We start from the raw sequence: 25523 nt of genomic DNA, 5'->3' as shown, positions 1-25523 counted from the left end.
ACACACAGCCCAATAGTATTTTCGACCATGCTTAATTATTAATTTTGCGGCGCTATTCTGGCGCCATAAAAAGCAACACCCAGACCAAGCGGATTACCAAACGCAGTCCATGTAGTAGAAGTGTTACAATTCGCAGTGTCCGCAAGCAGATTGACGTCTAAATCTTGAGCTTGTGCAGACAGTAAAAGTGAAACCCAGCTTTGTGTCGCACCGCTAAGACCGCCTTGGGTCCAGTAACTAAAAATGTCATGGGTATCCGTGGGGACACATCCGGTTTCAAGTGGCTCTGAAGGTGACACCTTTACTGTTATTATATTATAACCACTATTGTGATAGACCAGGACCTCATCCACTTTTACACTGTTCTCGAGCCATATCCGCCCCGCAACGGCTTCGGCAGAAAAAATTAGGGCCAGCGTAGCCAAAATGATTTTTGTATACATATTCATCCCTGCCTTATCTATTCCTTAGAGCTATTTAATTACCCTGACCCCGAACAGCTTCAAACCAAGCCCCTCCGGACTGCCGAAGGCGTCCCATTCGGCGCCGGTGCTGCAGGTATTCATCTCAACCAAAAGATTGACCGGAAACTTCTGCGCTTGCGCTGACAGCAGTAAGGAGACCCATGTTTGCACGTTGGAACCAAGCCCGCCCGTGGTCCAATAAGATACAATATGATGCTGATCTGTCTGGGCGCACCCGGTATTTATCTGACCGACGTCTTTCATCTTCACGGTGACCACGTTATAGCCGCTCATACTGTAAACGAGGACGTCATCGACATAGACGTCCTGAAATGCCCAGTCGCGCGCAGCATGAACATAAGAAGAAGAAAGAAATAAGAGTAATGAAACCCCTACAAACCCCAACCGCATTGTTAGTTCCTCTTTTCGAGTAATTCCCTTTTTTGTTTTTTATCAGACCCCGAGTTATCGGTACAAAGGCATTTTCTTACGCCATTTCACGCCGGTGTAAGCATTTTCTTACAGCGGTGGCGGTTAGTTTTTTTATTTCAATAACTTACGTTCACAAAAAATTTACCTCCGTATCTGGGCGTACGGACCACCGGCATGAATTCCGCGACGACCGGCTGGTCAGTTCATTTCCCCGCCCAAACCCTCTGTCGCCCGCGCTCCAGACCGAGTGCTACACTGCCGGCCCCTTCATATAGCAGGCCCACCCGTGACCGATACCGACTTCGCTTCCCTCCCCCTTTCCGCGCCGACTCTGGCGACGCTGGCGTCGCTGGGGTTTGCCGAGATGACGCCGATCCAGGCGCAGAGCCTGCCGTTGATCCTGCAGGGGCGGGATGTGATCGCCCAGGCCAAGACCGGCTCCGGCAAGACGGCGGCCTTCGGGCTGGGCTTGCTGCACCCGTTGAACCCGCGCTTTTTCGGCTGCCAGGCACTGGTGCTCTGCCCAACCCGCGAGCTGGCGGATCAGGTGGCCAAGGACCTGCGCCGGCTGGCGCGGGGGTCGGACAACATCAAGGTGCTGACGCTGTGCGGCGGGGTGCCGATGGGGCCGCAGATTGGCTCGCTGGAGCACGGCGCCCAGGTGATCGTGGGCACGCCGGGGCGGGTGCAGAAGCATTTGAGCAAGGGCACGCTGTCGCTGGACGGGCTGAACACGCTGGTGCTGGACGAGGCGGACCGCATGCTGGACATGGGCTTCGTGGACAGCATCGCGGAGATCATCGGGCAAACGCCGGCGCGTCGGCAGACGCTGCTGTTCTCGGCCACCTACCCGGCCGGCATCGAGGCGTTGGCGGGGCGTTTCTTGCGCGACCCGGCGCGGATCGAGGTGGCCACCCAGCACGACGACCGGCAGATCGAGCAGCGCTTCTACGAGGTGACGCCGGAGACCCGGCTGGAGGCGGTGACGCGGCTGCTCTACAGCCTGCGCCCCACGTCCTGCGTGGCGTTCTGCTTTACCAAGCAGCAGTGCCAGGAGGTGGCGGATCATCTTGCCGCCAAGGGCGTCTCGGCGATGGCGCTGAACGGCGACCTGGACCAGCGCGATCGGGATCAGGTGCTGGGCATGTTCGCCAACCGCAGCCTGTCGGTGCTGGTGGCCACGGACGTGGCGGCACGCGGGCTGGATATCGCCTCGCTGGATCTGGTGATCAATGTGGAATTGGGCCGTGACCCGGAAACCCATATCCACCGCATCGGGCGTACCGGGCGGGCCGGTGAAAAGGGCCTGGCGGTGAGCCTGGTGGCGCCCAAGGAAATGCGCCGCGCGCTGGCCATCGAGGATCAGCAGAAAGGCGCGATTCAGTGGCGGCCGCTGGACGAGGTGCGGCCCCATGTGGACCGTGGCCCGTTGCAGGCGCCCATGGCGACCCTGTGCATCGGCGCGGGCCGCAAGCAGAAGCTGCGGCCGGGCGATATTCTCGGCGCCCTCACCGGCGACGCCGGGCTGCCTGGCTCACAGGTGGGCAAAATCACCCTGTTTGATAATCAGGCCTATGTGGCGGTGGAGCGCGCGATTGCCGATAAAGCCCTGCAGCGCCTCAGCCAAGGCAAGATCAAGGGCCGCTCACTAAGGGTACGCGCCTTGTAGGAGCGGGCCTTGCCCGCGAAAGGCCGGCAATGCCGGCCGGCAGGATCCCAGAGAGCAACAAGAATAGAATAAGGCCGCTGGTATCCCGCCGGGTGGCTAGAAGCCACCCTTTCGCGGGCTGGGCCCGCTCCCACCGGGTTCGGCCAGCTCGTGCACCCAGATCAGGGTGCCGGCGATCACCGCCACCGGCATGATCACCAGATTCACCAGCGGCAGCATGGTCAAACCCAGCACCACCGAGCCGAAGGTGAGCACCATCCAGCGTTTGCTCTTGAGCCGCTCCAGCATCACCGTGAACGGCACCTGGCGGTTGTCGGCGGCGAAGTCGATGTACTGCATCCCCAGCAACCAGCCGGACCACAGGAACCAGACCGTGGACGCCAGCACGTTGACCACCGGGATGAAGTAGATCACCAGCACCACGAACAGAATCAGCACCGCCCGCCACAGCCAGTACCAGGTTTTGCGCAGCTCCCGCTTGAACACCCGCACGGTCATCGCCGGGATGGATTCCTCCGGCATCGGCCGGCCGGTGGCGCGGATATCCACCTTCTCCGCCAGGAAGCCCATGAACGGCGCGGCGATCAGCTGCACGCCCAGGGTGAACACACTGGCGAACAGCCCCAGCAGCACGACCCACACCAACACCACGGCGGCGCCCACCAGGAAGTCCACCGCCGGGTTCAGGAAACTCCAGGCGCCGCCGAATTCCCAGCCGGCGGCCAGGCCGGCCACCCAGCCGCCGATCCACTGGCCGAAGAAATAGTAGAGCCCGCCGAACACCAGCACATTGAAGACCATCGGGATGATCACGTAGGGGCGCAGGCCCGGGCTTTTCGCCAGGGACAGGCCCTGTTTCAGGTAATCGAGGGCGGCGGTGACTTGGGACACGGAGACCTCTTGAGTCGGCTGTCGGGTAAAGCAGGGAGTGTAGCATCGCCACCGCGCCGCTCAATTCCACAATCTTTTACCCGGCGGTAGCCGATCCTGGCACTTCACGGCTTGTTGACGCCGACGCACAGGACTAGCGTCGAAGGGGCGTTTCAGCTCATCCCCGTACGTCATTCAAGGAGAGAATCATGGCGATCAACCACGCTGACTGCATCGAAGCCTGCAACCGCTGCGCCGCCTACTGCGATTTCTGCGCCGCGTCCTGCCTGCAGGAAGAGAACACCAAGATGATGGCGGAGTGCATCCGCCTGGACATGCAATGCGCCGCTATCTGCCGGCTGGCCGCCCAGTACATGGCCCAGGGCAGCGAATTCGCCGCCCAGCTCTGTTCCCTGTGCGCGGAGGTTTGCCAGGCCTGCGGCGAGGAATGCGGCAAGCATGACCACGACCATTGCCGTCAGTGCGCCGACGCTTGCATGGACTGCGTCCGTGAATGCCGCAAGATGGCCGCGTAACGCCGCTAGCGCATGAAGCCTTCTTCGCGGAGCTTGTGAATCTGGTCGCGGACCGCCGCGGCCTGCTCGAACTCCAGGTTCTTGGCGTGCTTCATCATCTCCGCTTCCAGCTTCTCGATGTCCTTGGCCACCTGCGCCGGTGAGCGGGCCACATAGGGGGCCTTGTCCTCGGCCACCTTGCGGGTGCGCTTGCGCTCCGGCTGGCCGGCGCCGGTGGTGTAGGCGTCGTCCATGATGTCGCGGACCATCTTCTTCAGGCCCTGGGGCGTGATGCCCTGCTCCTTGTTGTGCTGCACCTGCTTCTCGCGGCGGCGCTCGGTCTCGTCGATGGCGCGGCGCATGGAGCCGGTGATCTTGTCGCCGTAGAGAATCGCCCGGCCGTTGAGGTTCCGCGCGGCGCGGCCGATGGTCTGAATCAGGGCGCGGTCGGAGCGCAGGAAGCCCTCCTTGTCGGCGTCCAGGATCGCCACCAGCGCCACCTCGGGCATATCCAGGCCCTCGCGCAGCAGGTTGATGCCCACCAGCACGTCGAACTTGCCCAGCCGCAGGTCGCGGATGATCTCCACCCGCTCCACGGTGTCGATGTCCGAGTGCAGGTAACGCACCTTGACGCCGTTCTCATTGAGGTACTCGGTAAGGTCCTCGGCCATCCGCTTGGTCAGGGTGGTGACCAGCACCCGCTCGCCTTTTTCCACGCATTCGCGCACTTCGCCGAGCAGGTCGTCCACCTGGCTGCCGGCGGGGCGCACTTCCAGGGCCGGGTCGATCAGGCCGGTGGGCCGCACCACCTGCTCCACCACCTGGCCGGCGTGCGCCTCCTCATAGGGGCCCGGCGTGGCGGACACGAACACCATCTGCGGCGCCAGCCGTTCCCATTCATCGAACTTCAGCGGCCGGTTGTCCATCGCCGAAGGCAGCCGGAAGCCGAACTCCACCAGGGTTTCCTTGCGCGAGCGATCGCCCTTGTACATGCCGCCCAGCTGCGGAATGGTCACGTGGGACTCGTCCACGATCAGCAGGGCGTCGTCGGGCAGGTAATCGAACAGGGTGGGCGGCGCCTCGCCGGGCTGACGCCCGGAAAACAGCCGGGAATAGTTCTCCACGCCGTTGCAGTAGCCCAGTTCCTGCAGCATCTCGATGTCGAAGCGGGTGCGCTGCTCCAGCCGCTGCGCCTCGACCAGCTTGTTGTTGTCCTTGAGCTGCTTGAGGCGCTCCTCCAGCTCCACCTTGATCATCTCAATGGCCGCCAGCACCGTGTCCCGGGGCGTCACGTAATGGCTCTTCGGGTAGATGGTGATGCGCCCCACCCGCTTGATCACCTCGCCGGTGAGCGGGTCGAAGATGCTGATGTCCTCGATTTCGTCGTCGAACAGCTCGATGCGCACCGCCTCTTTCTCTTCCTCGGCGGGGAAGATGTCGATCACGTCGCCGCGCACCCGGTAGGTGGCGCGGCGGAAATCCATCTCGTTGCGGGTGTACTGCAGCTCCGCCAGCCGGCGCAGCAGGTCGCGCTGGTCGATGTGGTCGCCGCGCACCAGGTGCAGCACCATGGCGTGGTAGCTGGCCGGGTCGCCGAGGCCGTAAATCGCCGACACCGTGGCCACGATGATGGTGTCGCGGCGTTCCAGAATCGCCTTGGTGGCGGACAGCCGCATCTGCTCGATGTGCTCGTTCACCGAGGCGTCCTTCTCGATGAAGGTGTCCGAGCTGGGCACGTAGGCTTCCGGCTGGTAGTAGTCGTAATAGGAGACGAAGTACTCCACCGCATTCTCCGGGAAGAACTCCTTGAACTCACCATACAGCTGGGCCGCCAGGGTCTTGTTGGGCGCCAGGATAATGGTGGGCCGCTGGATCGCCTGGATCACGTTGGCCATGGTGAAGGTCTTGCCGGACCCGGTCACCCCGAGCAGGGTCTGGTGGCCCAGACCGTCGCCGATACCCTCGATCAGGCCGGCGATGGCGGTCGGCTGGTCGCCGGCCGGCTGGTAGTCGGAATGCAGTTTGAACGCGGTGTCTGACATGATTCCTGGTCCCGAATGCGTTAGTATTGGCCTCCCCTACCCGCGCCGCCGGCGCGGCCCGAACTCATTAGAGAAATGAGGAGTGCATGTCCGATATCAACCTCTCCGACCGCGTACAACGCATCAAACCTTCCCCCACTCTGGCGATTACTTCCAAAGCAGCGGAATTACGGGCCCAGGGTAAGGACATCATTGGATTGGGTGCGGGCGAGCCGGACTTCGATACGCCGGATCATATCAAACAGGCCGCCATTGAGGCGATCAACGCCGGTAAAACCAAGTATACCCCGGTGGACGGCACTCCCGGTCTCAAAAAGGCCGTGATCGACAAGTTCAAGCGTGAAAACGGCCTGGACTACGAAGCCGGCCAGATCCTGGTCTCCAGCGGCGGCAAGCAGAGCTTCTTCAACATGGCCCTGGCGCTGCTCAACGACGGTGACGAAGCGATCATCCCGGCGCCCTACTGGGTCAGCTACCCGGACATGGTCAAAGTGGCCGGCGGCGTCCCGGTGATCCTGGAAACCGACCTGGACAGCCGCTTCAAGATCACCCCGCAGCAGCTGGAACAGGCGATCACGCCGAAAACCCGCCTGTTCGTGATCAACAGCCCCTCCAACCCGTCGGGCATGGCCTACTCCAAAGAGGAACTGGCCGCCCTGGGCGAGGTGCTGAAGAAGCACCCGGACATCGTCATCGCCACCGACGACATGTACGAGCACATCCTGTGGACCGGCCAGCCGTTCGTGAACATCGTCAACGCCTGCCCGGAGCTGTACGACCGCACCGTGGTGATGAACGGCGTTTCCAAGGCCTACTCCATGACCGGCTGGCGGATCGGCTACGCCGGCGGCCCGCAGAAGCTGATCGCCGCCATGAAGAAGGTGCAGAGCCAGAGCACCTCCAACCCGGCCTCGATCAGCCAGGCCGCCGCCGAAGCGGCGCTGTCCGGCGACCAGCAGTGCGTCAAGGACATGGTCAAAGCGTTCAAGGAACGCCACGACTATGTGGTGGACGCCCTCAACAAGCTGCCCGGGGTCACCTGCGCCCCCGGTGACGGCACCTTCTACGCCTTCCCGGACTTCTCCGGCGCCATCGCCGACATGGACGGCGTGGAAAGCTGCACCGACCTGGCCGCCCAGCTGCTGGAAACCGCCGAAGTGGCCCTGGTACCCGGTTCCGCCTTCGGCGCCCCGGGCTGCCTGCGCCTGTCCTTCGCGGTGGGCATGGACACGCTGGTGGAAGCGATCAGCCGTATCGAGAAAGCACTGAGCAAATAAGCAGCAAACAGGCCCCGGGGAGGTTGACGCCCCCCGGGACCGACACTAAGATACGCGCCTTAAGTTATTCCGCCTTAGCTCAGTTGGTAGAGCAGCTGACTGTTAATCAGCATGTCGCTGGTTCGAGCCCAGCAGGCGGAGCCAAATAAAAAGGCCCCGGTGTCCCAGACACCGGGGCCTTTTTATTTGGCTCCCGGGTGTTAAAAGTCCGTAGGAGCGGGCCCCGCCCGCGAAAGGGTGGCAATAGCCACCCGGCAGGATCCCAGAAACGCTGATCATGCTCCCGTTAGAGCGCGCTCTGGAATCCTGCCGGGAGCTTCGCTCCCTTTCGCGGGCGAGGCCCGCTCCCACAAAGGCCCGCTCCCATAAGCTCGCTCACACAAGTCAGCCGCGGTAGCCGTTGGGGTTCTCGCTCTGCCAGCGCCAGTGGTCGGCGCACATGGTGTCGATGCCGCGCTTCGCCTCCCAGCCCAGCACCGTTTTGGCGTGGGCCGGGTCGGCGTAGCAGGACGCCACGTCGCCGGGCCGCCGCTCGGCGATCTGGTAGCGCACTTCCCGGCCGGAGGCGGCGGCGAAGGCGCGCACCATTTCCAGCACGCTGTAACCGCGCCCGGTGCCCAGGTTGGTTGTGATCAGGCCGCCGTCCCGGGCCAGGGCGTCCAGCGCCGCCAGGTGGCCCTCCGCCAGATCCATGACGTGGATGTAATCGCGCACCCCGGTACCGTCCGGGGTGTCGTAGTCGTCGCCGAACACCCTCAGCTGTTCGCGCTTGCCCACCGCCACCTGCGCCACGTAGGGCATCAGGTTGTTGGGCTCGCCGTTGGGGTCTTCGCCGATGCGGCCGCTTTCGTGGGCGCCCACCGGGTTGAAATAGCGCAGCAGCGCCACCGACCAGCGCGGGTCGGCGCGGTGCAGGTCGCGCAGCATGTCCTCGATGTGCAGCTTGGTGGCGCCATAGGGATTGGTGGCGCTGAGCGGAAAGTCCTCGCGGATCGGCACCGAGGCCGGGTCGCCGTACACCGTCGCCGAGGAGCTGAACACCAGATTGCGCACCCCGGCCCGGTCCATGGCTTCCAGCAGCCGCAGCGAGCCGGTCACGTTGCAGTCGTAGTAGCGCAGCGGCTGGGCCACGGATTCGCCGACTGCTTTGAGCCCGGCGAAATGGATCACCGAGCCGATCTCATGCTCCTGGAACAGCCGGTCCAGCAGCGCCGTGTCGCGAATGTCCCCTTCCACGAATTCGGCCCGCTTGCCGGTGATCGCCGCCACCCGCTCCAGGGCTTCGCGGCTGCTGTTGCTGAGGTTGTCGAGCACCAGCACCCGGCGCCCCGCTTCCAGCAACAACAGTACCGTGTGCGAGCCGATGTAACCGGCGCCGCCGGTAACCAGAACCGTATCCATTGCGTGTCCTTTCCGCCGTCAAATGTGGGGCTATTGTAGGCGGATTGGTGGCAAGCGCTACAAGTCCGCGTGGGCGAAGAAGTCGGCGGCGGGGCCGGGGTGGCGGCTGAGCAGGCCGAGCAGGCGGGCGGCGGCCAGGGTGGCGTCGCCGAAGCCGTAGCACTCCTCGCCGAAGAACAACGGGCTGCCGGCGCCGCCGGCCTTGAGCAGCAGGTCCGGGTAGACCAGCTCGCCGTCGGGCAGCACCACGCCCAGCCGGTCGCCGTCGCCGTCGAACGCCAGGCCCAGGTCGGCGTTGACGTCGCGCACCGTCACCCGCAGGTCGTGCAGGGTGTCCGGGTCCGCCGGGTCCGGCGCGTGGTTGGGAAAGCGCCCGTCCACGTCCAGGAACAGCGGCACCACGTCGCAGCCCATCAGCATCAGCGCTTCCGGGGCGGCCACGGCGGCGGCGCCGTTGCCGCAGTCCACCACCACCTTCATCGGCCGGCTCAGTTCGTGGCGGCGCTGCATGGCGTTCAAGTAAACGGGCAGCACGTCCCGCTGCTCATAGCCGCCGGCGCCCTCGCTGAAACGGCGCGCGCGCACGCGCTCACGCAGCGTCGCCAGCCCGGCGCCACCCACGGCGGCGCCGCCGAGCACGAACTTGAAGCCGTTAAAGTCCGCGGGATGGTGGCTGCCGGTGACCATCACCCCGGCGTGCGCATCGTCATAATGGTGGGTGGCGAAATAGAGCACCGGCGTGGGCACCAGGCCCAGGTCGATCACATCACAGCCGCCGGCGCGCAGGCCCTCGGTCACCGCCTCGGCCAGCGCCGGCGACGACAGCCGCCCGTCGCGGCCCAGCAGCACCCGCTGGGTGCCCTCCGCCCGTGCCTGGGCGCTCAGGGCGCGCCCGATCAGGCGGGCGCCGTCCAGGGTCAGGGTGTCACCGTAGCGGCCGCGCACGTCGCGGCGGCGGAACACCTGGTCCGGCACGTCATGGGGAACGTCGTCCGGTACGGCCTCGAAAACCGCAATGCTCATAATCGAATCCTTTCGCGATGGCGGAGACCCATTGTCCAATTCCCGCCGCTAAAGAACGGGAACCGCACCGCAAACCGGTTCGATTTTGCAATTTCCCCGACGACCGGTGGCTATCAGCCGACGGCGTCGATGGCCTCGCGGATGGCCGCCTCAAAGCGGGCGCGGATGGCGTCCAGCGCACGCTCGTCGCGGGCCTCGTAGCGGGTCACCAGCTTGGGCGAGGTGTTGGACGCCCGGCACAGGCCCCAGCCGTCCTCGTAGTCCATGCGGATGCCGTCCAGCACGGTGCGCGCGCCCTCGCCCCACTCCACCTGGTTCTGCAGGTACTCGACGATGCGGAATTTATTCTCCTCGGTGACCTCGATGGGGATTTCCGGGGTGGTGCACAGCGCCGGGAAGCGCTCAAAAAACGCCTGGGCGCCCTGCTCCTGGCGGCCCAGCACGTCCAGCAGCCGCACCGCCGCCAGCAGGCCGTCGTCGAAGCCGTACCAGTTCTCGCCGAAGAAGATATGGCCGCTCATCTCACCGGCCAGCAGCGCGCCGGTCTCCTTCATGCGCGCCTTGATCAGCGAGTGGCCGGTGCGCCACATTTCCGGCTCGCCGCCGGCGGCGCGGATCACCTCGAACAGGGCGCCGGTGCACTTCACGTCGAAGATCACCTTGGCGCCGGGATGGCGGGCCACCATATCCTCGGCCAGCGCCATCAGCAGAATGTCCGGGTAGATCACCGTGCCGTTGGGCAGCACCACGCCCAGCCGGTCGCCGTCACCGTCGAAGGCCAGGCCCAGGTCGGCGCGCTCCTGCGCCACCACGCGCATCAGGTCGCGCAGGTTCTCCGGGTCGCCCGGGTCCGGGTGGTGGTTGGGGAAGGTGCCGTCCACCTCGTCGAACAGCGGCACCACGTCATAGCCGATCTCGCGCAGCGCGCGCGGCGCGATCACGCCGGACACGCCGTTGCCGCAGTCCACCACCACCTTGAGCGGGCGCGGCGCGCGGTGGCGCGCCAGCAGCGCCTCCAGGTAGGCCGGCAGCACGTCGCGCGTCTCACGGCCGGCGGGGCTGTCGGCGTCGCTGAAATCCCGGTCGTGGATGCGCTGCTTGAGCGCCTGGATGGCGTCGCCGGACAGGGTGGTGCCGTTGATCACGATCTTGAAGCCGTTGTAGTCCGGCGGGTTGTGGCTGCCGGTGACCATCACCCCGGAATTGACCCCCGGGTAGTGCCAGGTGGCGAAATAGAGCACCGGCGTGGGCACCATGCCCAGGTCCACCACCGCGCAGCCGCAGGCCTGCACGCCTTCCGCCAGGGCGTCCAGCAGGGCCGGGCCGGACAGGCGGCCGTCGCGGGCCAGCGCCAGGGTGTCGCCGCCCTGGCGACGCACTTCCGAACCGATGGCGCGGCCGATCAGACGCGCCGCCTCCAGGGTCAGGGTATCCTCGTAGATGCCGCGGATGTCGTAGGCGCGGAACAGGGAGTCGGAAAGTTCGGAAGCGGAAAAGTCGGAAGCCATGCTGTGTCCTTTACCGAAAACGTTGACGTAAAAAGTCAGGAGCGGGCGCGGCGCACCAGGCCCCGGGTGGAGGCGTCCAGCCCGTCCAGGCCGTCGCCGGTTTCCAGCACCGGCACCATGTCGCGGGCGATCACCTTGCCCATCTCCACGCCCCACTGGTCGAACGGGTTAATGCCCCACAGCACCGATTCCACGAACACCTTGTGCTCGTAGAGCGCCACCAGGCTGCCCAGCCGGCGCGGCGACAACTCGTCCAGCATCAGGGTGGTGCTGGGCTGGTTGCCCCGGTACTGCTTGAAGGCGGGCTGGTCGTGCTGGTCGTCGGGCAGCGCCCGGCCGCCCAGCGCCAGCAGCCGCGACTGGGCCAGGCAGTTGGCCAGGGTCAGCCGGTGCTGGCGCGCCAGCCGCTGGTGCTCGCCGCCTTCGGCATCGCCGTGGGGCGGCACATAGCGCCCGGCGACGATAAAGTCACAGGCCACCGGCTGGGTGCCCTGGTGCAGCAGCTGATAGAACGCATGCTGGGCATTGGAGCCCACCTCGCCCCAGATCACCGGGCAGGTGTGGTAATCCACCGGCGTGCCGTCGCGGGTCACCGACTTGCCGTTGGATTCCATCTCCAGCTGTTCAAGGTAGGACGGAAAATGCTTGAGCCGGCCGTCGTAGGGCAGCACCGCCCGGGCGGTGATGTCCAGGAAGTTAATGTTCCAGACGTCCACCAGGCCGAGAATCACCGGCAGGTTGTCCGCCAGCGGTGCCTCGCGGAAGTGCCGGTCCATCTCCCGGGCGCCTTCCAGCAGCTCGTGGAAACCCTGCATGCCCACGGTCAGCGCGATCGGCAGGCCGATCGCCGACCACAGAGAGAAGCGGCCACCCACCCATTCCCAGAACAGCAGCTGGTTGCAGGGGTGGATGCCCCACTCGCTCATTTTTTCCGGGTTGGCGGACACGCCCACGAAATGGCAGCGCATCAGCGCCCGCTGCTGGTCGGGGAAGGCCCGTTCCAGCCAGGCGCGGGCGGTCTCCGCGTTGGCCAGGGTATCCAGGGTGGTGAAGGATTTCGACGACACCACCACCAGCGTGGTGGCCGGGTTGAGATCATTGAGCAGCGGCGCGATCTGGCTGCCGTCCATGGACGACACGAAGTGCAGGTTGGGCCGGCGGCCGTGCTCCGGGCGGAAATCCCCCAGCGCGTAGGACGCCATCAGCGGCCCCAGGTCCGAGCCGCCCACGCCCACGTTGACCACGTCGGTGATGGCGTCGCCGTGGCAGCCGCGCCACTGGCCGCGCAGAACCTGGTCGACGATCTCGCCCATGCGCGCCAGCTGGTCGTGCACCTCCGGGGCGGCGGCGGCCTGCTCGCGCAGGCGCCAGTGCAGCGCCGGGCGCGCCTCGGTCCAGTTCACGTCGCTGCCCTGCAACAGGGCGCGGATCCAGCCCTCCAGGTCGCGGGCCCGGGCCAGGTCCCGCAGCAGGTCCAGGGTCTCGCCGGTCAGGCGCTGCTTGCTGTAGTCCACCAGCAGGCCGCAGCACTCCCGGCTGAGCGTCTCGAAACGCCCGGCGTCGTCGGCGAACAGATCCGCCAGGTGCCAGTGGCGCGCCTTGCCGGCGTGGTCCGCCAGGGCCTGGCGCACCGGCCGCTCCGCGGCGCTGAAGTGGTCGGGCAACATCCTGTCTTTCCTCTTCGTCTCGCTCGGCGGCGGGTCAGCCCCGGCCGATGCCGTGATACAGCAGACCCTGGCCGCGCACATAGTCGGGGTCGTAAATATTACGCCCATCCAGGATCAGCGGCGTGCCCATGCTGTCGCGCAGACGCGACCAGTCCGGGCTCCAGTACTGTTTCCACTCGGTCACCAGCATCAGCGCGTCCGCCTCCGCCGCCGCCTGATAGGGGTCGTCGTGCAGAATCAGATCCGGGTGGCCACCGGCCCAGGCCTCCAGTTCCGGCAGCGCCAGCGGGTCGTGCACGTGCACCTGCACGTCCTGGGCCCACAGCGCCTCGATCAGCTTCAGCGCCGGGCCGTTGTCCACCCGGTCGGAGCCGGGCTTGAAGGCGGCGCCCCAGATCGCCACCCGGCGCCCGGCCACTTCGCCTTCGAAGTGGCGCCAGAAGCGCCGGAACAGCACCTCCTTCTGGCGCTCGTTGATCTCCATCACCTGTTCCAGCAGCTTGGCGCTCACTTCCTTGCTGCGCAGGGTGTCGGTGAGGCTCATCACGTCGCGGCTGAAACCGGAGCCGCCGAAACCGCAGCCCGCGTACAGATAGGCTTCGCCGATGCGCGGGTCGGAACCGACGCCCTGGCGCACCGTGTCGATGTCCACGTCGAGCTGCTCCGCCAGCAGCGCCATGTCGTTCATATAGCTGAGCCGGGTGGCGAGCATGCCACTGATCGCCAGCTTGGTGAATTCCGCTTCGCGCAGGCCCATCACGCGGATCACATCGCGGCGCCGGTTGAACGGGCGCAGGATCTCGCGCATCAGGGTTTCCGCCTGGGGGTCGTCGCAGCCCAGCAGGATATGGTGCGGGCGCAGGAAGCTGTCGATGGCCACGCCTTCCTGCAGGGTCTCCGGCAGCGCCACCACCCGCGCCGGGCTGCGCGCCTCGGCGAGCCGTCCCTGCAGGGCCTCGCTGGTGCCCACCGGGAACACGCTCTGGTTGACCAGCAGGCCGCAGGCGCCGGAGCCGGCCAGCCAGTCGGCGATCTCCCCGGCCAGCGCCTGGGCGCCGGGCTGCAGCGCCAGGAACACCGCCGGCGCCGCCGGCGCGCCGTTCAGCGTCATCGGCTCGCAGCGCAGCCGCCCGGCGGCACGCTGCTCACCGAGCAGCTCGCCGAGCCCCGGCTCGCGGTACGGCACCCGGTCCTCGTTGACCGCGTCCAGCACCCGGCCCTCGGGGATGAACCAGCACACCTCATGGCCGCTCTGCGCCAAGGCGGCGGCGGTCACCGAGGCGCAGAGGGTGTCGCCGAAGACATCGATTCGCATGGTTAAGCCTCTCTGGGATCCTGCCGGTCGCTTTGCTCCCTTTCGCGGGCTGGGCCCGCTCCCACAAGGCCAGCTCCAGCCAGAACTTCGGCGAGGGCCGGGTCCTTGGCGGCGTAGTGGAGAATCGCCCGGAGGTAGCCGGCCTTGCTGCCGCAGTCGAAGGTGCGGCCGCGCATGGCGTAGGCTTCCACCGGCTGGCGGGCGATCAGGTCGGCGATGGCGTCGGTGAGCTGGATCTCGCCGCCGGCGCCCGGCGCGGTGTCGGCGAGCAGGCCCATGATGCCGGCGGGCAGCACATAGCGGCCCACCACCGACAGGTTGGAGGGCGCGTCCTCGGGCTTGGGCTTCTCCACCACCGCGCGCATCGGCGCGCTCGCCCCCGGCGCCGGCGACGGGCCGTCCAGCTCGGCGATGCCGTACTGGTCGACCCGGTCGTCGGGCACCGCCTCCACCATGATCTGGGCGGCGCCGCTCTCCTCGAAGCGGCGCACCATGGCGGTCAGGTCGTCGGTGTCGTCCAGCGCGTCCACCAGCACGTCGGGCAGAATCACCACGAACGGCTCATCCCCCACCAGCTGGTGGGCGGCATGCACGGCGTGGCCGAGACCCAGCGGCGGCCCCTGGCGCACGCTCACCACCTGCACGCCGTCCGGCAGCGGGTGGCGCACCTGCTCCAGCAGCCCGGTCTTGCCCTTGGCTTCCAGCTGCGCTTCCAGCTCCGGATGGCCGTCGAAATAGTTCTCCACCGCGCTCTTGCTGGCGTGGCTGACCAGAATGATTTCGGTGATGCCCGCGCGCACCGCTTCGTCCACCACATAGGCGATGGCCGGCCGGTCCACCACCGGCAGCATTTCTTTGGGGATCGACTTGGACGCCGGCAGCATGCGGGTGCCGAAGCCGGCCACGGGAATCACCGCTTTACGAATCACGGGGTCGCTTACCTCCTTGTAGGGGGGCCCGGGGGACGGCCGGTTCCGGTAGGAACGCCGCCAGCCAGGACAGAACCAATAAAGACGCGGAGTAGTAATCATCCTCCGGGCGGATGTGCTGGGGCATTTTACCCGGCATCCCGAGTAACAGCGAGCGCACCGCCATGCCGCCCCGGGACAGCGGATAGTCGGCGGTGTCGCCGTCCACCAGATTGACCCAGGCCGGCGGCCGGTCATCCGCCGCGCCGCGCCAGTAAGCGCTGACCGCCTCCAGCCCGGCTTGTTCCGAGCGCCCGGCCCAAACTGCGTACAGCGGCACACGAACCGCTTCGAAACCGAAGCGGGGCGGCCATTGGTCGGCCACCCGCAGCTCGCCGCCCTCGGTCAGGCTCAACCAGTCCGGCGGCAGCTTGTGGGCGCCGAAGCGGGCCGCGCGCAGCAGCCGCTCACCGTCGAGCAGCAAGCGCCGCCAGGGGCCGTCCGGCTCCGCCAGGGCGAATTCCTGGAGCGCCGGCATCACCCAGTAGGACAGGTTGAGCACCACATAGCCGTCATGCTCGAAGCCGCGCCGGGCCGGCAGCAGCACCGAATAGCCGGCGTAATCACGGATCAGGTGGCGCTCGATCGCGCCGCGCAAACGCCGGGATTGCCGCTCGTATTCCGGCGCCCGCCACTTGCGGGCGGCGCGGTGCAGCGCCCAGGCAATCAGCAGATCGCCGTCGCTGGCGTTGTTCAGGTCCTGCACCGGCGGCGTTTCGCCGGGCTCGTAGCGCCACGCCAGCAGGCCGCTGTCGAGCACATCCAGGTGCTCGCGGGTCCAGTTCCAGAGCGCGTCGAAACGCGCCCGGTCATCGAACGCCTCGGCGAACAGCATCGCCCAGCCCTGCCCCTCGGTGTGGCTGAAATTATTATTGCCGGTATCCATCACCCGGCCTTCCCCGGTGATAAAACGCTGGGCGTAATCCCGCCAAATCGAGTAGCGCTCTTCGGCCCCGGCCGTGGCGGCCAGGCCGGTGAACAGCGTCAGACACAGCAGCACGGGCCAACAGCGCCGCGCCAAGGGTCCGACCTTCCGTGGTCGTAGGTGCATCGTCATATCCATTCTTATCGGCCGTAACAAAATTCCATCGGTTCCCCCGCCACCGCGGTGAGCATCTTCACCGACACCTCGCCGCCGCCCTGCCCGCGCAGCCAGCGCTCATAGAGCCCCTCCAGCAGGGACGCCATGGCCAGCGGCCACAGGCAGCCGGGGCGCTTGTCCAGTTCCGGCCAGGCGCCGTGCAGAATGGTGATCATGTTCTGCTGCGCGGAGAACAAACACCAGCCCCAGTCCATGCGGCGCCAATGCGCGTTGATCGCCTGCTCCAGCCCGTGCAAGGTGTCCTGCTCCTGCAGCGGCAGCCGTTCCGCCAGCCGGTGGCCCAGATGGCGGAAAAATTCCAGGGATTCCTCGCGGCCGGACACCTGGCCCAGCTCCGCCACCAGAACCGAGAGAAAATCGCGCCACTGCACGGCGCATTGCTGGTCCCGGTGGTAAGCCAGGCTGCGCGCGCTGATCGCATCGCGGTCCATATTATTCCTCCAGGGTGTAATTCAGGTTCACCGACGCCTTGGTTTCCGAGTAGTCGCCGAAGGTGTCGTAACCCAGCCGGGTGCCCAGCTTGAGCCCCGGCGACAAGCGGTAATCCAGGCCGGCGCCCAGATTGACGCCGAAGCCGCTTTCGCTTTCGGCGGCGTAGTAGGCGCTGTCGATGACCCCGGAAGAGGCCAGGATTTCCATCCAGAACTGCTCCTCCGCCAGGGTCGGGAAGAACGCCGCCGCGTCGCTGCTGTAGCTCTGGAAACCGGGCGCGAAGGTGGCGCTCCAGGTCCAGCGGCGGTAGTCCTCCGAATACTCGATCGGGAACGACAGGCTGACGTAATCCTGCGGGCTGAAGTAGCCGCCGTGGCCGTAGGTGAACTTGCTGAGGTTCTCGTCGAAACTCATGTAGCGCACATTGACCCCGGTCTTCAGCTCGCGGCCGTCCTCGCGGATCGGCCGCAGATAGCCGCCCAGGGACGCCTCCACCGACTGGTTGTCCGCCACGTTGTGGCCGTCGTAGTGGTAGAAACCCAGGTCGCCGTACAGCCCCAGCGGACCATTGTCGAAGGTCAGCCCGAGGCGGCCGCCGGTGCGTACCACCCCGCCCCAGCGGTCGCCGGTGCCCGGGTCCTCGACCCCGGCGTAGGAGAGCAGGCTGTCGGTCACCGCGCGCCGTTCGCCGGCGAGAATAAAGCGCCCGTTGCGGCCCAGCTTGGGCGCCCAGCTCAGGCCGCCCACCAGATTGGTGATCTCGAACCCGAACGGGGTGCTGCCGATATCGGCGGCGAACGCCCGACCTTGATAGCCGAAGCCCACGCCCATGCCCGCCTCGGTCTGATTGCCGGCGGCGGCGCCACGGGCATAGCCGTTGGCGCGCGCCTGCAGGCCGCCGATCAGATCACGCACCGCCTGCGAGCGGGCCTCGAACTCTTCCGGGGTGTCCGCTTCCAGGGAGAAGTCGGCGCTGCCGAAATTGGACACCAGGAAACGGTCCACGAAGGCGCGCTGCTCGTCGGAGAGCGCGTCCAGATCAATGCCCACCTCATTCAGCACATTCAGGCCGGTGGCGTTTTCGAACTGGTTGGCCGCCTGGTCGCGCTGATCCTCGAGGTCCGCCACCTGGTTTTCCAGCGCGTCCAGTTCCTCCTGGGTGACCAGATCCACCTCGTCCGCGTTTTCGTCGTCCGGGTCCGGCGGCACCTGGGTGTTGAATTCTTCCAGCGCCTCCTGGTACGCGGTCTGCGCTTCGTCCACGGCGCTTTCCGCCGCTTCCAGCTGCTCGGCGTTCTGCCCCACTTCGGCGATAAGGTCGTAGGCGCCTTCCAGATTACCGGCCAGGGAGGCGGTGCCCTCGGCCAGCGGCCCGAAGCCGAAACGCCCGGCGGCGGAGCCGCTCACCGAGCCGGCGTTCAGGAAGGTGGGCGTCACCGCGCCGCGGAACCGGCCGCCCCGGAACGGCACGCCGGAGAACGCCAGCTCGCCGCTTACTTCGGTGAGTTCGCTGAGGCCGGACTCGCCGTCCCGGTTGCGCAGGCCCAGGCCGGTTTCCACGCGCGGCGCGATATCCTGGCGCACGTCCTCGCGGAAGCGGTCGATGCGCGCCTCGGCGCGGGCGCTCTCCTGCACCGGCGTGGGCGCCGGCGCCGGGCGCGGCGCCGCGCCGGGCTGGTAGTAATCGCCGGACGGCGCCGAGGCGGCCACCGCCTGCTCGCGGGCCGGCGGCTGCCAGTGCTGGCCCTCATTGCCGGGGGAGCGGTTGCCGGGCAACCAGACGTCGGCGCGGGCGCCATCGTTGTTGCCGTCGCCGTCGGCGAGCGCCAGCCAGCGGTTCTCCGGGGTCTTGCCGGCGCTCTTGCGGAACGGGTTGGCGCTGCCCGCCAGCGCCGCCGGGGCGCCGGAACGGTTGTCGCGGTAGTGGGCGTCCGCCGCCTTTTCCGCCAGCGCCAGCGCGCTGCGGCTGTCGCCGGAACGGCGCGCGGTGCGGGCCGCGAGCAACAGCAGCTCGCCGTCTTCCAGCGGCGCCGCCTCTTCCAGCAACTGTTCCGCCCGCTCCACGTCGTCCATGGCCAGGGCATTGGCCACCGCCGCGCGACGCGCCGGCAACTGCGGGCCGGGACGCGCCAGCAGCCAGTCATAGGTGGTGGCCGCTTCCCGGTGCAGGCCGCCCTCCTGGTAAACCCGGCCCAGCGCCAGCACCAACTTTTCGTTATCCGGGTCCGAGGACAGTGCCATCACCGCCTCGTCGTAGGCGCGGGCGAAATCGCCGCTCTGGCGGGCGTGATCCACCGCCGCCACCGACAGGGTCCGGCGCGCGTCGGCGAAGGCCCCGGCGCCGCCGGGCCGGCGTTCCGCGCGCCGCTCCAGCTCGCGCAGCAGCTCGCCGGCTTCGCGGTCGTAGCCCAGCCGCCCCAATACCAGCGCATGGGGCACGAAATCCTTGGGCGCGCCCCGATCCAGCCCCTTGGCAAGGTCCTTGCGCACCAGCGTCAGCGCCAGGCTGCTTTCGCCCCGCTCCACCAGGAAATTGGCCAGTTGGCCGGTTTGCGCCGGAGTCTCCGGCGGTTCGGCGTAAAGCCGCTCCAGTTCCGATTGGATGCGCCAGCGGTCGCCGCTGTCGAACACCCGGGCCAGTTCGGCCATCCGCGCGCCGTTCTCCACGCGCCGGCGTAGCGCCTGGCTGTCGCTGTCGCGGGCGTCGGCGGGCAGGCGGTCGAGCAGATCCAGGGCGTGTTGCCAGCGGCCCTGGTCGGCGGCGAACTGCGCCGCCGCCAGCAACGCTTCCGGCTCGGCGTCCGGCGCTTCCAGCGGCTCCAGCATCGCCGCCGCCTGGCCGCTCTGGCCGCGCGCCTGCATGCGCTTGGCCAGCGCCAGCCGCGCCCAGGGGTCGCGGGGCGCGGCCGCCACCGCTTCGTGCAGCAGCGCTTCCCCGGCGTAGACCTGGCCGTCATCGATCAACGCCTGCGCCCGCTCGCGCAACACCTGGCTCTGCTGGTCGCGCACATAGCCGTAGCGCATGCGCTCCTCGGCGGGCAGCTCGGCGTAGATGCGGTTGGCTTCGTCGTAGCGTTCCTGGGCCATCAGCGCCCGTACCAGACCGACCCGGGCGTCACTGTTGGCGTCGTCGCTTTCCAGCAGGTCGCGGAACACGGTCTCCGCCACCTGGGGCCGGTCCTGGGCGAGCAGAATGTCGCCCTGCAGCAAGGCGGCGTCGCGGCCCCGGCGGCCGCCGGCGCGGGCCAGCGGAATCACCGCCTGCAGGGCCTGGTCGTAGTTCTGTTGCTCGTTCAGGGCGCGGGCCTCGGCGAGCTGGCCATAGAAGCGCGCATCCTCCAGCGCCGGCGCCCAATCGGCGCGCCGGTCGGGGGCCATGCGGATCGACCGTGCCAGCCGTTGCTCCGCCGCGCCGAAGCGCCCCTGGCGTAAGTCGGCCAGCCCCAGGCCGGCCACCGCCTCGGCGCTGTCCGGGTCGTCCTCGAGCACGCCCTGGAACCCGCGGCGGGCGGCGCTCAGGCGGCCCGCTTCCAGGGCGTCGTAGGCGTCCGCCACGGCGGCGCCGCCGCTGCCGCTGAGCACGCTGTCCAGCCGCTCGCGAACCACTTCGTCGTCCGGGCGCACCGCCAGGTAGTCGCGCAGCGCGTCCGCCGAGGCCGGCTCCTGCGGCAGCCACAGCAGCGCCTGCCGCCAGGGGGCGATCACCTGCAGGCGCTCCTGGTCGCGCCACAGCCCGGCCAGCTGCTCGATGCCCTGGTCGCGGGTCGCCTGGCGGTAGGTGAGCACCTCCGCCAGCGCCTGGCGGGCGGCCGGGTCGTCGGGGTTACGGCGCACCACCTGCTGCAGCCCGTCGCGGGCTTCCCGCCAACGGGCGTCGACGCCGGCCAGGGTCTGGTAATACTCCAGCGCCAGGTCCGGCGGCGGCCCGGCGCCGTCGAACAGCGCCTCGTAACGGGCCACGGCGGCGCCGGCGTCCCCCGCCTTGGCGAGCGCACGGGCCTCCATAAGATCGCCGTTGCTGATCTGTTCGCGGCGCAGCGCCGCCTGCAGGCGGGCCGCGTCTTCGCTGCCCGGGGCCCGCTCACGCAGCCGGTCGAGCCATTGGCGGGCCCCGTCCCGGTCGTCGGCGGCCAGCGCCAGCTCGCCCATGCCGCGCAGCGCCCGGGCGTTGTCCGGCTCCACCGCCAGCACCCTTTCAAGGGCGTCCCGGGCCAGGTCCGGGCGATTGTTCGCCCGCCAGAAGGTGGCCTGGCTGAACAGCGCGTCCAGGGAGGATTCGCCGGCGCGGGGCGCCTGGTCCCCGGTCGCTTCACTGCCCTGCTGCGCCGCCGCCCAAGCGGGCGTCATCACCAGCCACAACACCATCGGCAAAGCCAAAGTCGCTCGTTTCATGGACCCTTCCTTATTCACCCAGGCGCCGCGCCTGGCGCCATTTCAGTAGCGGCACCAACAGGATCACCAGCACGGCGAAAATCACGCACATCAGGAAAAACAGAAGCAGCGGCCGCTTGCCGAAGCCCCAGCGGAACTGGGTCAGCCAGTTCACGTCGCCGCTGAGGCGCTGCGGATTGACGCGGAAGCCGCGCGGCTGGTCCGCGTCCAGCAGCAGGAAATCGCCGCGCACCCGCGAGGTCACCTCGCTGTCGCCCAGGGCCTCGGCCATGGCGGGCAGCTGCGCCGAATCCTCGGCGGTGACCAGCACCTGCCAATGATCCGAGTTCAGGGACGAGGGCATGGCCATCAGCGCCCGGGGCTCACGTTGTCCGGCCAGGGCGATGGCCGCTTCCTCGTGCTCCAGGAACCAGTCGCCCAGGGCGGCATGCCGCAGGCGATCGGCGAGCGAAGGCGGCCGTATGCGCAGCGCCTGGTCGTCGCGCTGGAAAGCGCTGCCGCGCAGCAGCCGTAGCAAGGCCGGATCCTCCAACGGCAGCACCGCCAGCAGATCCCGGTCACGCAAACGATGCAGACCGCCCACGCCCAGGGCCACCTCCACGCCCAAGGCGGGGTAACCGGAGGCGGCGCCGATGCGCGCCATCAGATCCAAAGCGGCGGTCAGGGTGGCGCGATCCGGCGCCGCCGGCAGCACCAGGCCGGTGCGGCCAAGGTCGGCGCGGGCGGAAAACGGATAGCCGGCGGCCACGAACGCGGACAGTGACGGCATCACCGCCAGGTGCCGGGTGTGCGTCAGGTCCAGGGTGGAGCCGGGAAACACCTGATTGACCACGTCACCGGGCAGCACCGGGTCGCATTCGTCCTCCAGGGTGTAGCGCATATTGAAATAGAAGGTCAGGCGGTTTTCGCCGTGGATCAGATCCGGCGGCACCGGGATCACCGCCTCCTGCTGGCCGCTGTCGCCGGCGCCCAGCTCACGCTTGATGTTGCCCCACCAATCCAGGCGGGGTGGCGGCAGCGATTTCAGGAACTGGCCGTTCAACGCCACGTCCAGACGCGACTTTTCGTTGTCCAGCCAGGGCCCTTCGGCGAACCGGTAACGGACCCGCAGCGGCACGGTTTCGCCGGGCCACAGGAACAGGTCCGGCGACGCCCGGAAGCCCACGTCGATGACGCCCGGATAAAGGCCCCGGGTACGCAGCTGATCGCCGGGCACCAGGCTGCCCAGCTCCACCGGCATGTCGGTGGAGACCCAGCGCGGCGAGTCGTTGGCGGCACGGGGCGGGCTGGACACGTCCTCCACCGGCTGACGGCGACCGCTCAGTTCGGCGCTGCGCAGGGTCAGGTAGCGGGCGGCGCGCACCAGGTCGGCGCCGTCGGTGCCGTGCAGCACCAGCAGCTTGTAGAAGGGGTCCGCCGGGTTGTCGATCACCGACAGGTGGCTGCCCTTCTCCGCCCCCAGCCCGGAAACCGGGTTGGCGTCGGTGCTCAGCACAATGGCGTGGCCGGCCGGCAGTGTGTTGTCGTGCAGCGAGAACCGGGTACCCCGGTAACGGGCCTGGGCGCCGAACCAGGAGGCGGTGATGGCGGCGGCGCGCAGCACGTCGCTGTCCGGCGCATCGGGCAGCACCAGATGCAGGTCCAGCCGGCTCTGCGAGGTGAGGTCGAAGAACGGCTCCGGCAGCATTTCCAGGTCGCTGGCCAGCGGCAGCCGGTCGGCCTGGTATTCGATCGCCGAGGACGGGGCCACGGTGAGCCACACCCGCTTGTCCAGCGGGTTGGGGCAAGCGCGGTCGGCGAGCCCCACCAGCCGGAAGTTGATGCGGTTGTTGGTGACCAGCAGGGCCGGGTTCACCGGCAGCCGGAATTCGGCCTCGGTGGCGTCGCGGTCCAGCTCCAGGGTTTTCACCCGGGCGCCGTTGATCTCCACCACCAGCCGGCCGGTGCCGAGGAGAATCTCATCGCCGTAATTAAGCTTGAGATACATCTCCGCCTCGGTGACCACTTCATCGCGGCCCACCGAGAAACCCAGCCCGGCCTGGGACTGGGCGCCGGCCAGGGTGAGGCCGTCGACCTGGCCTAGCTGGCGGAAGGTCAGGGTTTGTTGGTGGGGGCGGGTTTCCAGGGTGGCGCCGCCCTTGATGGAGGTCTCTGGGATCCTGCCGGCCGGCTTTGCCGGCCTTTCGCGGGCGGGGCCCGCTCCCACAAGGCCCGCTCGCACATCGTCGGCCAGGGCCGGGCGGACTGCCAGGAGGGCCAGGAGGGCCAGGAGCACGAGCACCGCCAGGGGCATGAAACGGTGCCAGAGGTGGTTGGCGCGCATGGTTTCGTCGATCTCGCGCTCCTTGGTGCCGCGCGCCAGCCAGCGGCCGAAGAACATCAGGATCACCACCCGCAGCACGATGCGGAAGGAATGCAGGGGCCGGTCCTTAGGGTGCGGTTTGTCGGCCAGCCAGGCGTCGTAGCGGCCCATGACGATGCGCAGCATCTGCCGCTGCTGGCTGAGGTTCATCAGGCCGAACTGCAAACGAAGGTCCTCGCCGTCGGCGTCGACCAGCCGCGCCGGCAACACCACGCTCTGGTCGTCGAGGCGGATTTCCACGTCTTCCACTTCGCCGTCGAAGGCCTCTTCAAGCGGGTTGGCCAACCGCACGCCGCCCAACGACACGTCCAGCGTGCGGGTTTTCAGCACATGGCCGTCGGCCAGATAGATCGACGTCGGCAGCACCAGCGGCACCCGCACGTTGGTGCGCACCTGGCGCTGCTCGCGGGCAGCGGCGATCGCCGCCAGCAAGGTGATCAAACTGAAGCCGGCCCAGAACACATTGAGCAGCATCACGTCCCGCTCGATGGCGTAGTACTCGTTCCAATAGAACCGCACCAGGCCGCTGCCCAAACCCAGGGCGAGCAAAAACGCCACCACCAGATGCGGACGCACCGCGCTGATGTCGAAAAAGCTCTTTTCCAGAAGGCCGCCTTTTTCGGTGACGTTGAACGAACCCTTCTTGGGGTCCCACAGCGTCACCAGCGTCGGTTTGATCAGATGAAAACAGAGCACCGATTCGTAAATCTCGCCCCAGAAGGTGTAGCGGAAACGGCCGTTGAGCCGCGAGTTGGTCCAGATCGCATGGAACAGGTGCGGCAGGGCGTAGGCGAAGATCATCGAGGCGGACGAGGCGATGATGTTCTGGCCGAGCAGCAGGTAGGCCAAAGGCGCGGTGATGAACACTACCCGTGGCAGGGCGAACTGGAAATGCAGCATGGCGTTCAGATAACAGAGCCGCTGCGCCAGGGTCAGGCCGCGGCCGAACAGCGGATTGTCCACCCGCAGAATCTGCGTCATGCCGCGTGCCCAGCGCGCCCGTTGGCCGATGTGCAGGGACAGCCGCTCGGTGGCCAGGCCCGCCGCCAGCGGCAGGCTGACGAACGCGGTGCGCCAGCCTTTGCGCTGGAAACGCAGTGCGGTGTGGGCGTCCTCGGTGACCGTTTCCACCGCGAAGCCGTCGGTCTCGTCCAGGGCTTCACGGCGGATCACCGCGCAGGAGCCGCAGAAGAAGGTGGCGTTCCAGAAGTCGTTGCCCTTCTGCACCGGCCCGTAGAACAGCTCGCCCTCGCGGGGCAGCTCCTCGCCGACGCCCAGATTGCGCTCGAACGGGTCCTGGGAATAGAAATAATGCGGCGTCTGCACCATCGCCAGTTTGGCGTCATCGAGAAAGCCGCCCACGGTGGCCTGCAGAAAACCGGCGGTGGGAATATGGTCGCAATCGAACACACAGATCAGTTCACCGTCGGTCTGACCGAGCGCGTTGTTCAGGTTGCCGGCCTTGGCGTGCAGGTTGTCCGGGCGGGTGATATAGCCCACCCCGGCGCTCTTGGCGAACGCCTCGAAACTTTCCCGCCGGCCGTCATCAAGCATGTAGATGCGTATCTTGTCGGCGGGGTAATCCAGGTTCTGCGCCGACAGCACCGTGTCGCTGACCACCTCCAGGCTTTCGTTGTAGGTGGGGATATAGACGTCCACGGTGGGCCACAGGCCGGTGTCGTCCGGCAGCGGCACCAGCTTGCGTTCCAGCGGCCAGAGCGTTTGCAGATAGCCGAGCAGAAGAATCACCAGCGCGTACAACTCGGCCAGGAACAGGCCGTAGCCGAGCACCGCTTCCGGCACGCTTTCGAAATGCAGCGTCGCCGTGGCGCGCCACCAGATGTAGCGGCTGGAAACGATCAGCGACAACGCCACCAGCCACAGGGACACACGCCGCGAGTCCGGGCGCACACGGTTCACCAGCGCCATCAGCAGCACGCTGGCGGCACCCAGCAACGCCTGGTGCCCCGCGTCCATGGGCGTGGTGATAAACAACAGCACCGGTGGTATCGCCAGCAAGCAGGCAAGCGCGAACAAACACCGCCTCCCCAATGGCGGCCGGGTTTTATTCTTCGACATGGTTA

At 67.3% G+C, this 25523-nt stretch carries 17 protein-coding genes and 1 tRNA gene; 4 read left to right on the top strand and 14 right to left on the bottom strand.

The window, feature by feature from the left end; all coding sequences use genetic code 11:
* Positions 1 to 38: 38 nt before the first annotated feature.
* Positions 39 to 443 carry a hypothetical protein gene (locus ACMG4O_RS09095; protein ID WP_414433660.1) on the bottom strand — a complete coding sequence of 135 codons (405 nt, stop codon included), beginning with the start codon at positions 441 to 443 and terminating at the stop codon, positions 39 to 41.
* Positions 444 to 473: 30 nt separating this feature from the next.
* Positions 474 to 875 carry a hypothetical protein gene (locus ACMG4O_RS09090; RefSeq protein WP_414433659.1) on the bottom strand — a complete coding sequence of 134 codons (402 nt, stop codon included), beginning with the start codon at positions 873 to 875 and terminating at the stop codon, positions 474 to 476.
* 307 nt (positions 876 to 1182) lie between these two features.
* On the opposite strand from ACMG4O_RS09090, the gene dbpA reads away from it, so the two are divergent.
* Positions 1183 to 2565 carry an ATP-dependent RNA helicase DbpA gene (dbpA, locus tag ACMG4O_RS09085; RefSeq protein WP_414433658.1) on the top strand — a complete coding sequence of 461 codons (1383 nt, stop codon included), beginning with the start codon at positions 1183 to 1185 and terminating at the stop codon, positions 2563 to 2565.
* A gap of 96 nt (positions 2566 to 2661) precedes the next feature.
* Here dbpA and cysZ read toward each other — a convergent pair whose 3' ends face one another.
* Positions 2662 to 3456: a sulfate transporter CysZ gene (cysZ, locus tag ACMG4O_RS09080; RefSeq protein WP_414433657.1), complete on the bottom strand. Its 795-nt coding sequence runs from the start codon at positions 3454 to 3456 to the stop codon at positions 2662 to 2664.
* A gap of 188 nt (positions 3457 to 3644) precedes the next feature.
* Here cysZ and ACMG4O_RS09075 point away from each other — a divergent pair, with 188 nt between their 5' ends.
* Positions 3645 to 3971, top strand: coding sequence for a four-helix bundle copper-binding protein (locus ACMG4O_RS09075; protein WP_414433656.1), 327 nt, complete (start codon positions 3645 to 3647; stop codon positions 3969 to 3971).
* 5 nt (positions 3972 to 3976) lie between these two features.
* On the opposite strand, the gene uvrB is transcribed toward ACMG4O_RS09075, so the two are convergent.
* The gene (gene uvrB / locus ACMG4O_RS09070; RefSeq protein ID WP_142948451.1) at positions 3977 to 5992 is read right to left on the bottom strand and encodes an excinuclease ABC subunit UvrB; all 2016 of its coding nucleotides are present in this window, start codon (positions 5990 to 5992) and stop codon (positions 3977 to 3979) included.
* Between the two features lie 86 nt (positions 5993 to 6078).
* Between uvrB and ACMG4O_RS09065 the strand changes: the two genes are divergently transcribed.
* Together ACMG4O_RS09065 and ACMG4O_RS09060 are read left to right on the top strand one after the other, a co-directional pair.
* Positions 6079 to 7269, top strand: coding sequence for a pyridoxal phosphate-dependent aminotransferase (locus ACMG4O_RS09065; RefSeq protein WP_142948450.1), 1191 nt, complete (start codon positions 6079 to 6081; stop codon positions 7267 to 7269).
* A gap of 68 nt (positions 7270 to 7337) precedes the next feature.
* Positions 7338 to 7413, top strand: a tRNA-Asn gene (locus tag ACMG4O_RS09060).
* Positions 7414 to 7653: 240 nt separating this feature from the next.
* Here ACMG4O_RS09060 and galE read toward each other — a convergent pair.
* From galE to bcsA, 10 genes are all read right to left on the bottom strand, one after another.
* Positions 7654 to 8670, bottom strand: a complete 1017-nt coding sequence (gene galE / locus ACMG4O_RS09055) for a UDP-glucose 4-epimerase GalE (protein ID WP_414433655.1) — start codon at positions 8668 to 8670, stop codon at positions 7654 to 7656.
* Between the two features lie 57 nt (positions 8671 to 8727).
* On the bottom strand, positions 8728 to 9693 hold the full coding sequence (locus tag ACMG4O_RS09050; RefSeq protein ID WP_414433654.1) for a hypothetical protein: 966 nt from the start codon (positions 9691 to 9693) through the stop codon (positions 8728 to 8730).
* A 113-nt stretch (positions 9694 to 9806) separates the two neighbouring features.
* The gene (locus ACMG4O_RS09045; protein WP_414433653.1) at positions 9807 to 11201 is read right to left on the bottom strand and encodes a phosphomannomutase/phosphoglucomutase; all 1395 of its coding nucleotides are present in this window, start codon (positions 11199 to 11201) and stop codon (positions 9807 to 9809) included.
* A 35-nt stretch (positions 11202 to 11236) separates the two neighbouring features.
* Complete coding sequence (gene pgi, locus ACMG4O_RS09040) at positions 11237 to 12868, bottom strand: glucose-6-phosphate isomerase (protein ID WP_414433652.1); 1632 nt, start codon at positions 12866 to 12868, stop codon at positions 11237 to 11239.
* Between the two features lie 34 nt (positions 12869 to 12902).
* Positions 12903 to 14183, bottom strand: a complete 1281-nt coding sequence (locus ACMG4O_RS09035; RefSeq protein ID WP_414433651.1) for a UDP-glucose dehydrogenase family protein — start codon at positions 14181 to 14183, stop codon at positions 12903 to 12905.
* Positions 14184 to 14185: 2 nt separating this feature from the next.
* Positions 14186 to 15112, bottom strand: a complete 927-nt coding sequence (locus ACMG4O_RS09030; RefSeq protein ID WP_414433650.1) for a UTP--glucose-1-phosphate uridylyltransferase — start codon at positions 15110 to 15112, stop codon at positions 14186 to 14188.
* Positions 15102 to 16202, bottom strand: coding sequence for a glycosyl hydrolase family 8 (locus tag ACMG4O_RS09025; protein ID WP_414434862.1), 1101 nt, complete (start codon positions 16200 to 16202; stop codon positions 15102 to 15104). Before ACMG4O_RS09025 ends, ACMG4O_RS09030 begins: the two co-directional genes overlap by 11 nt.
* A gap of 14 nt (positions 16203 to 16216) precedes the next feature.
* The gene (gene bcsD, locus ACMG4O_RS09020; protein WP_142948443.1) at positions 16217 to 16684 is read right to left on the bottom strand and encodes a cellulose biosynthesis protein BcsD; all 468 of its coding nucleotides are present in this window, start codon (positions 16682 to 16684) and stop codon (positions 16217 to 16219) included.
* 1 nt (position 16685) lies between these two features.
* Positions 16686 to 21077 (bottom strand): cellulose synthase subunit BcsC-related outer membrane protein, encoded by a 4392-nt coding sequence (locus tag ACMG4O_RS09015; RefSeq protein WP_414433649.1) that lies wholly within the window; start codon positions 21075 to 21077, stop codon positions 16686 to 16688.
* A 10-nt stretch (positions 21078 to 21087) separates the two neighbouring features.
* On the bottom strand, positions 21088 to 25476 hold the full coding sequence (gene bcsA, locus ACMG4O_RS09010) for a UDP-forming cellulose synthase catalytic subunit (RefSeq protein WP_414433648.1): 4389 nt from the start codon (positions 25474 to 25476) through the stop codon (positions 21088 to 21090).
* Between the last annotated feature and the right edge of the window lie 47 nt (positions 25477 to 25523).

Origin of the sequence: Alloalcanivorax venustensis (genome assembly GCF_047495515.1) — a bacterium.
GTDB classification, from domain to species: Bacteria; Pseudomonadota; Gammaproteobacteria; order Pseudomonadales; family Alcanivoracaceae; genus Alloalcanivorax; species Alloalcanivorax venustensis.
This window is presented reverse-complemented; position numbering and strand designations above follow the sequence as displayed.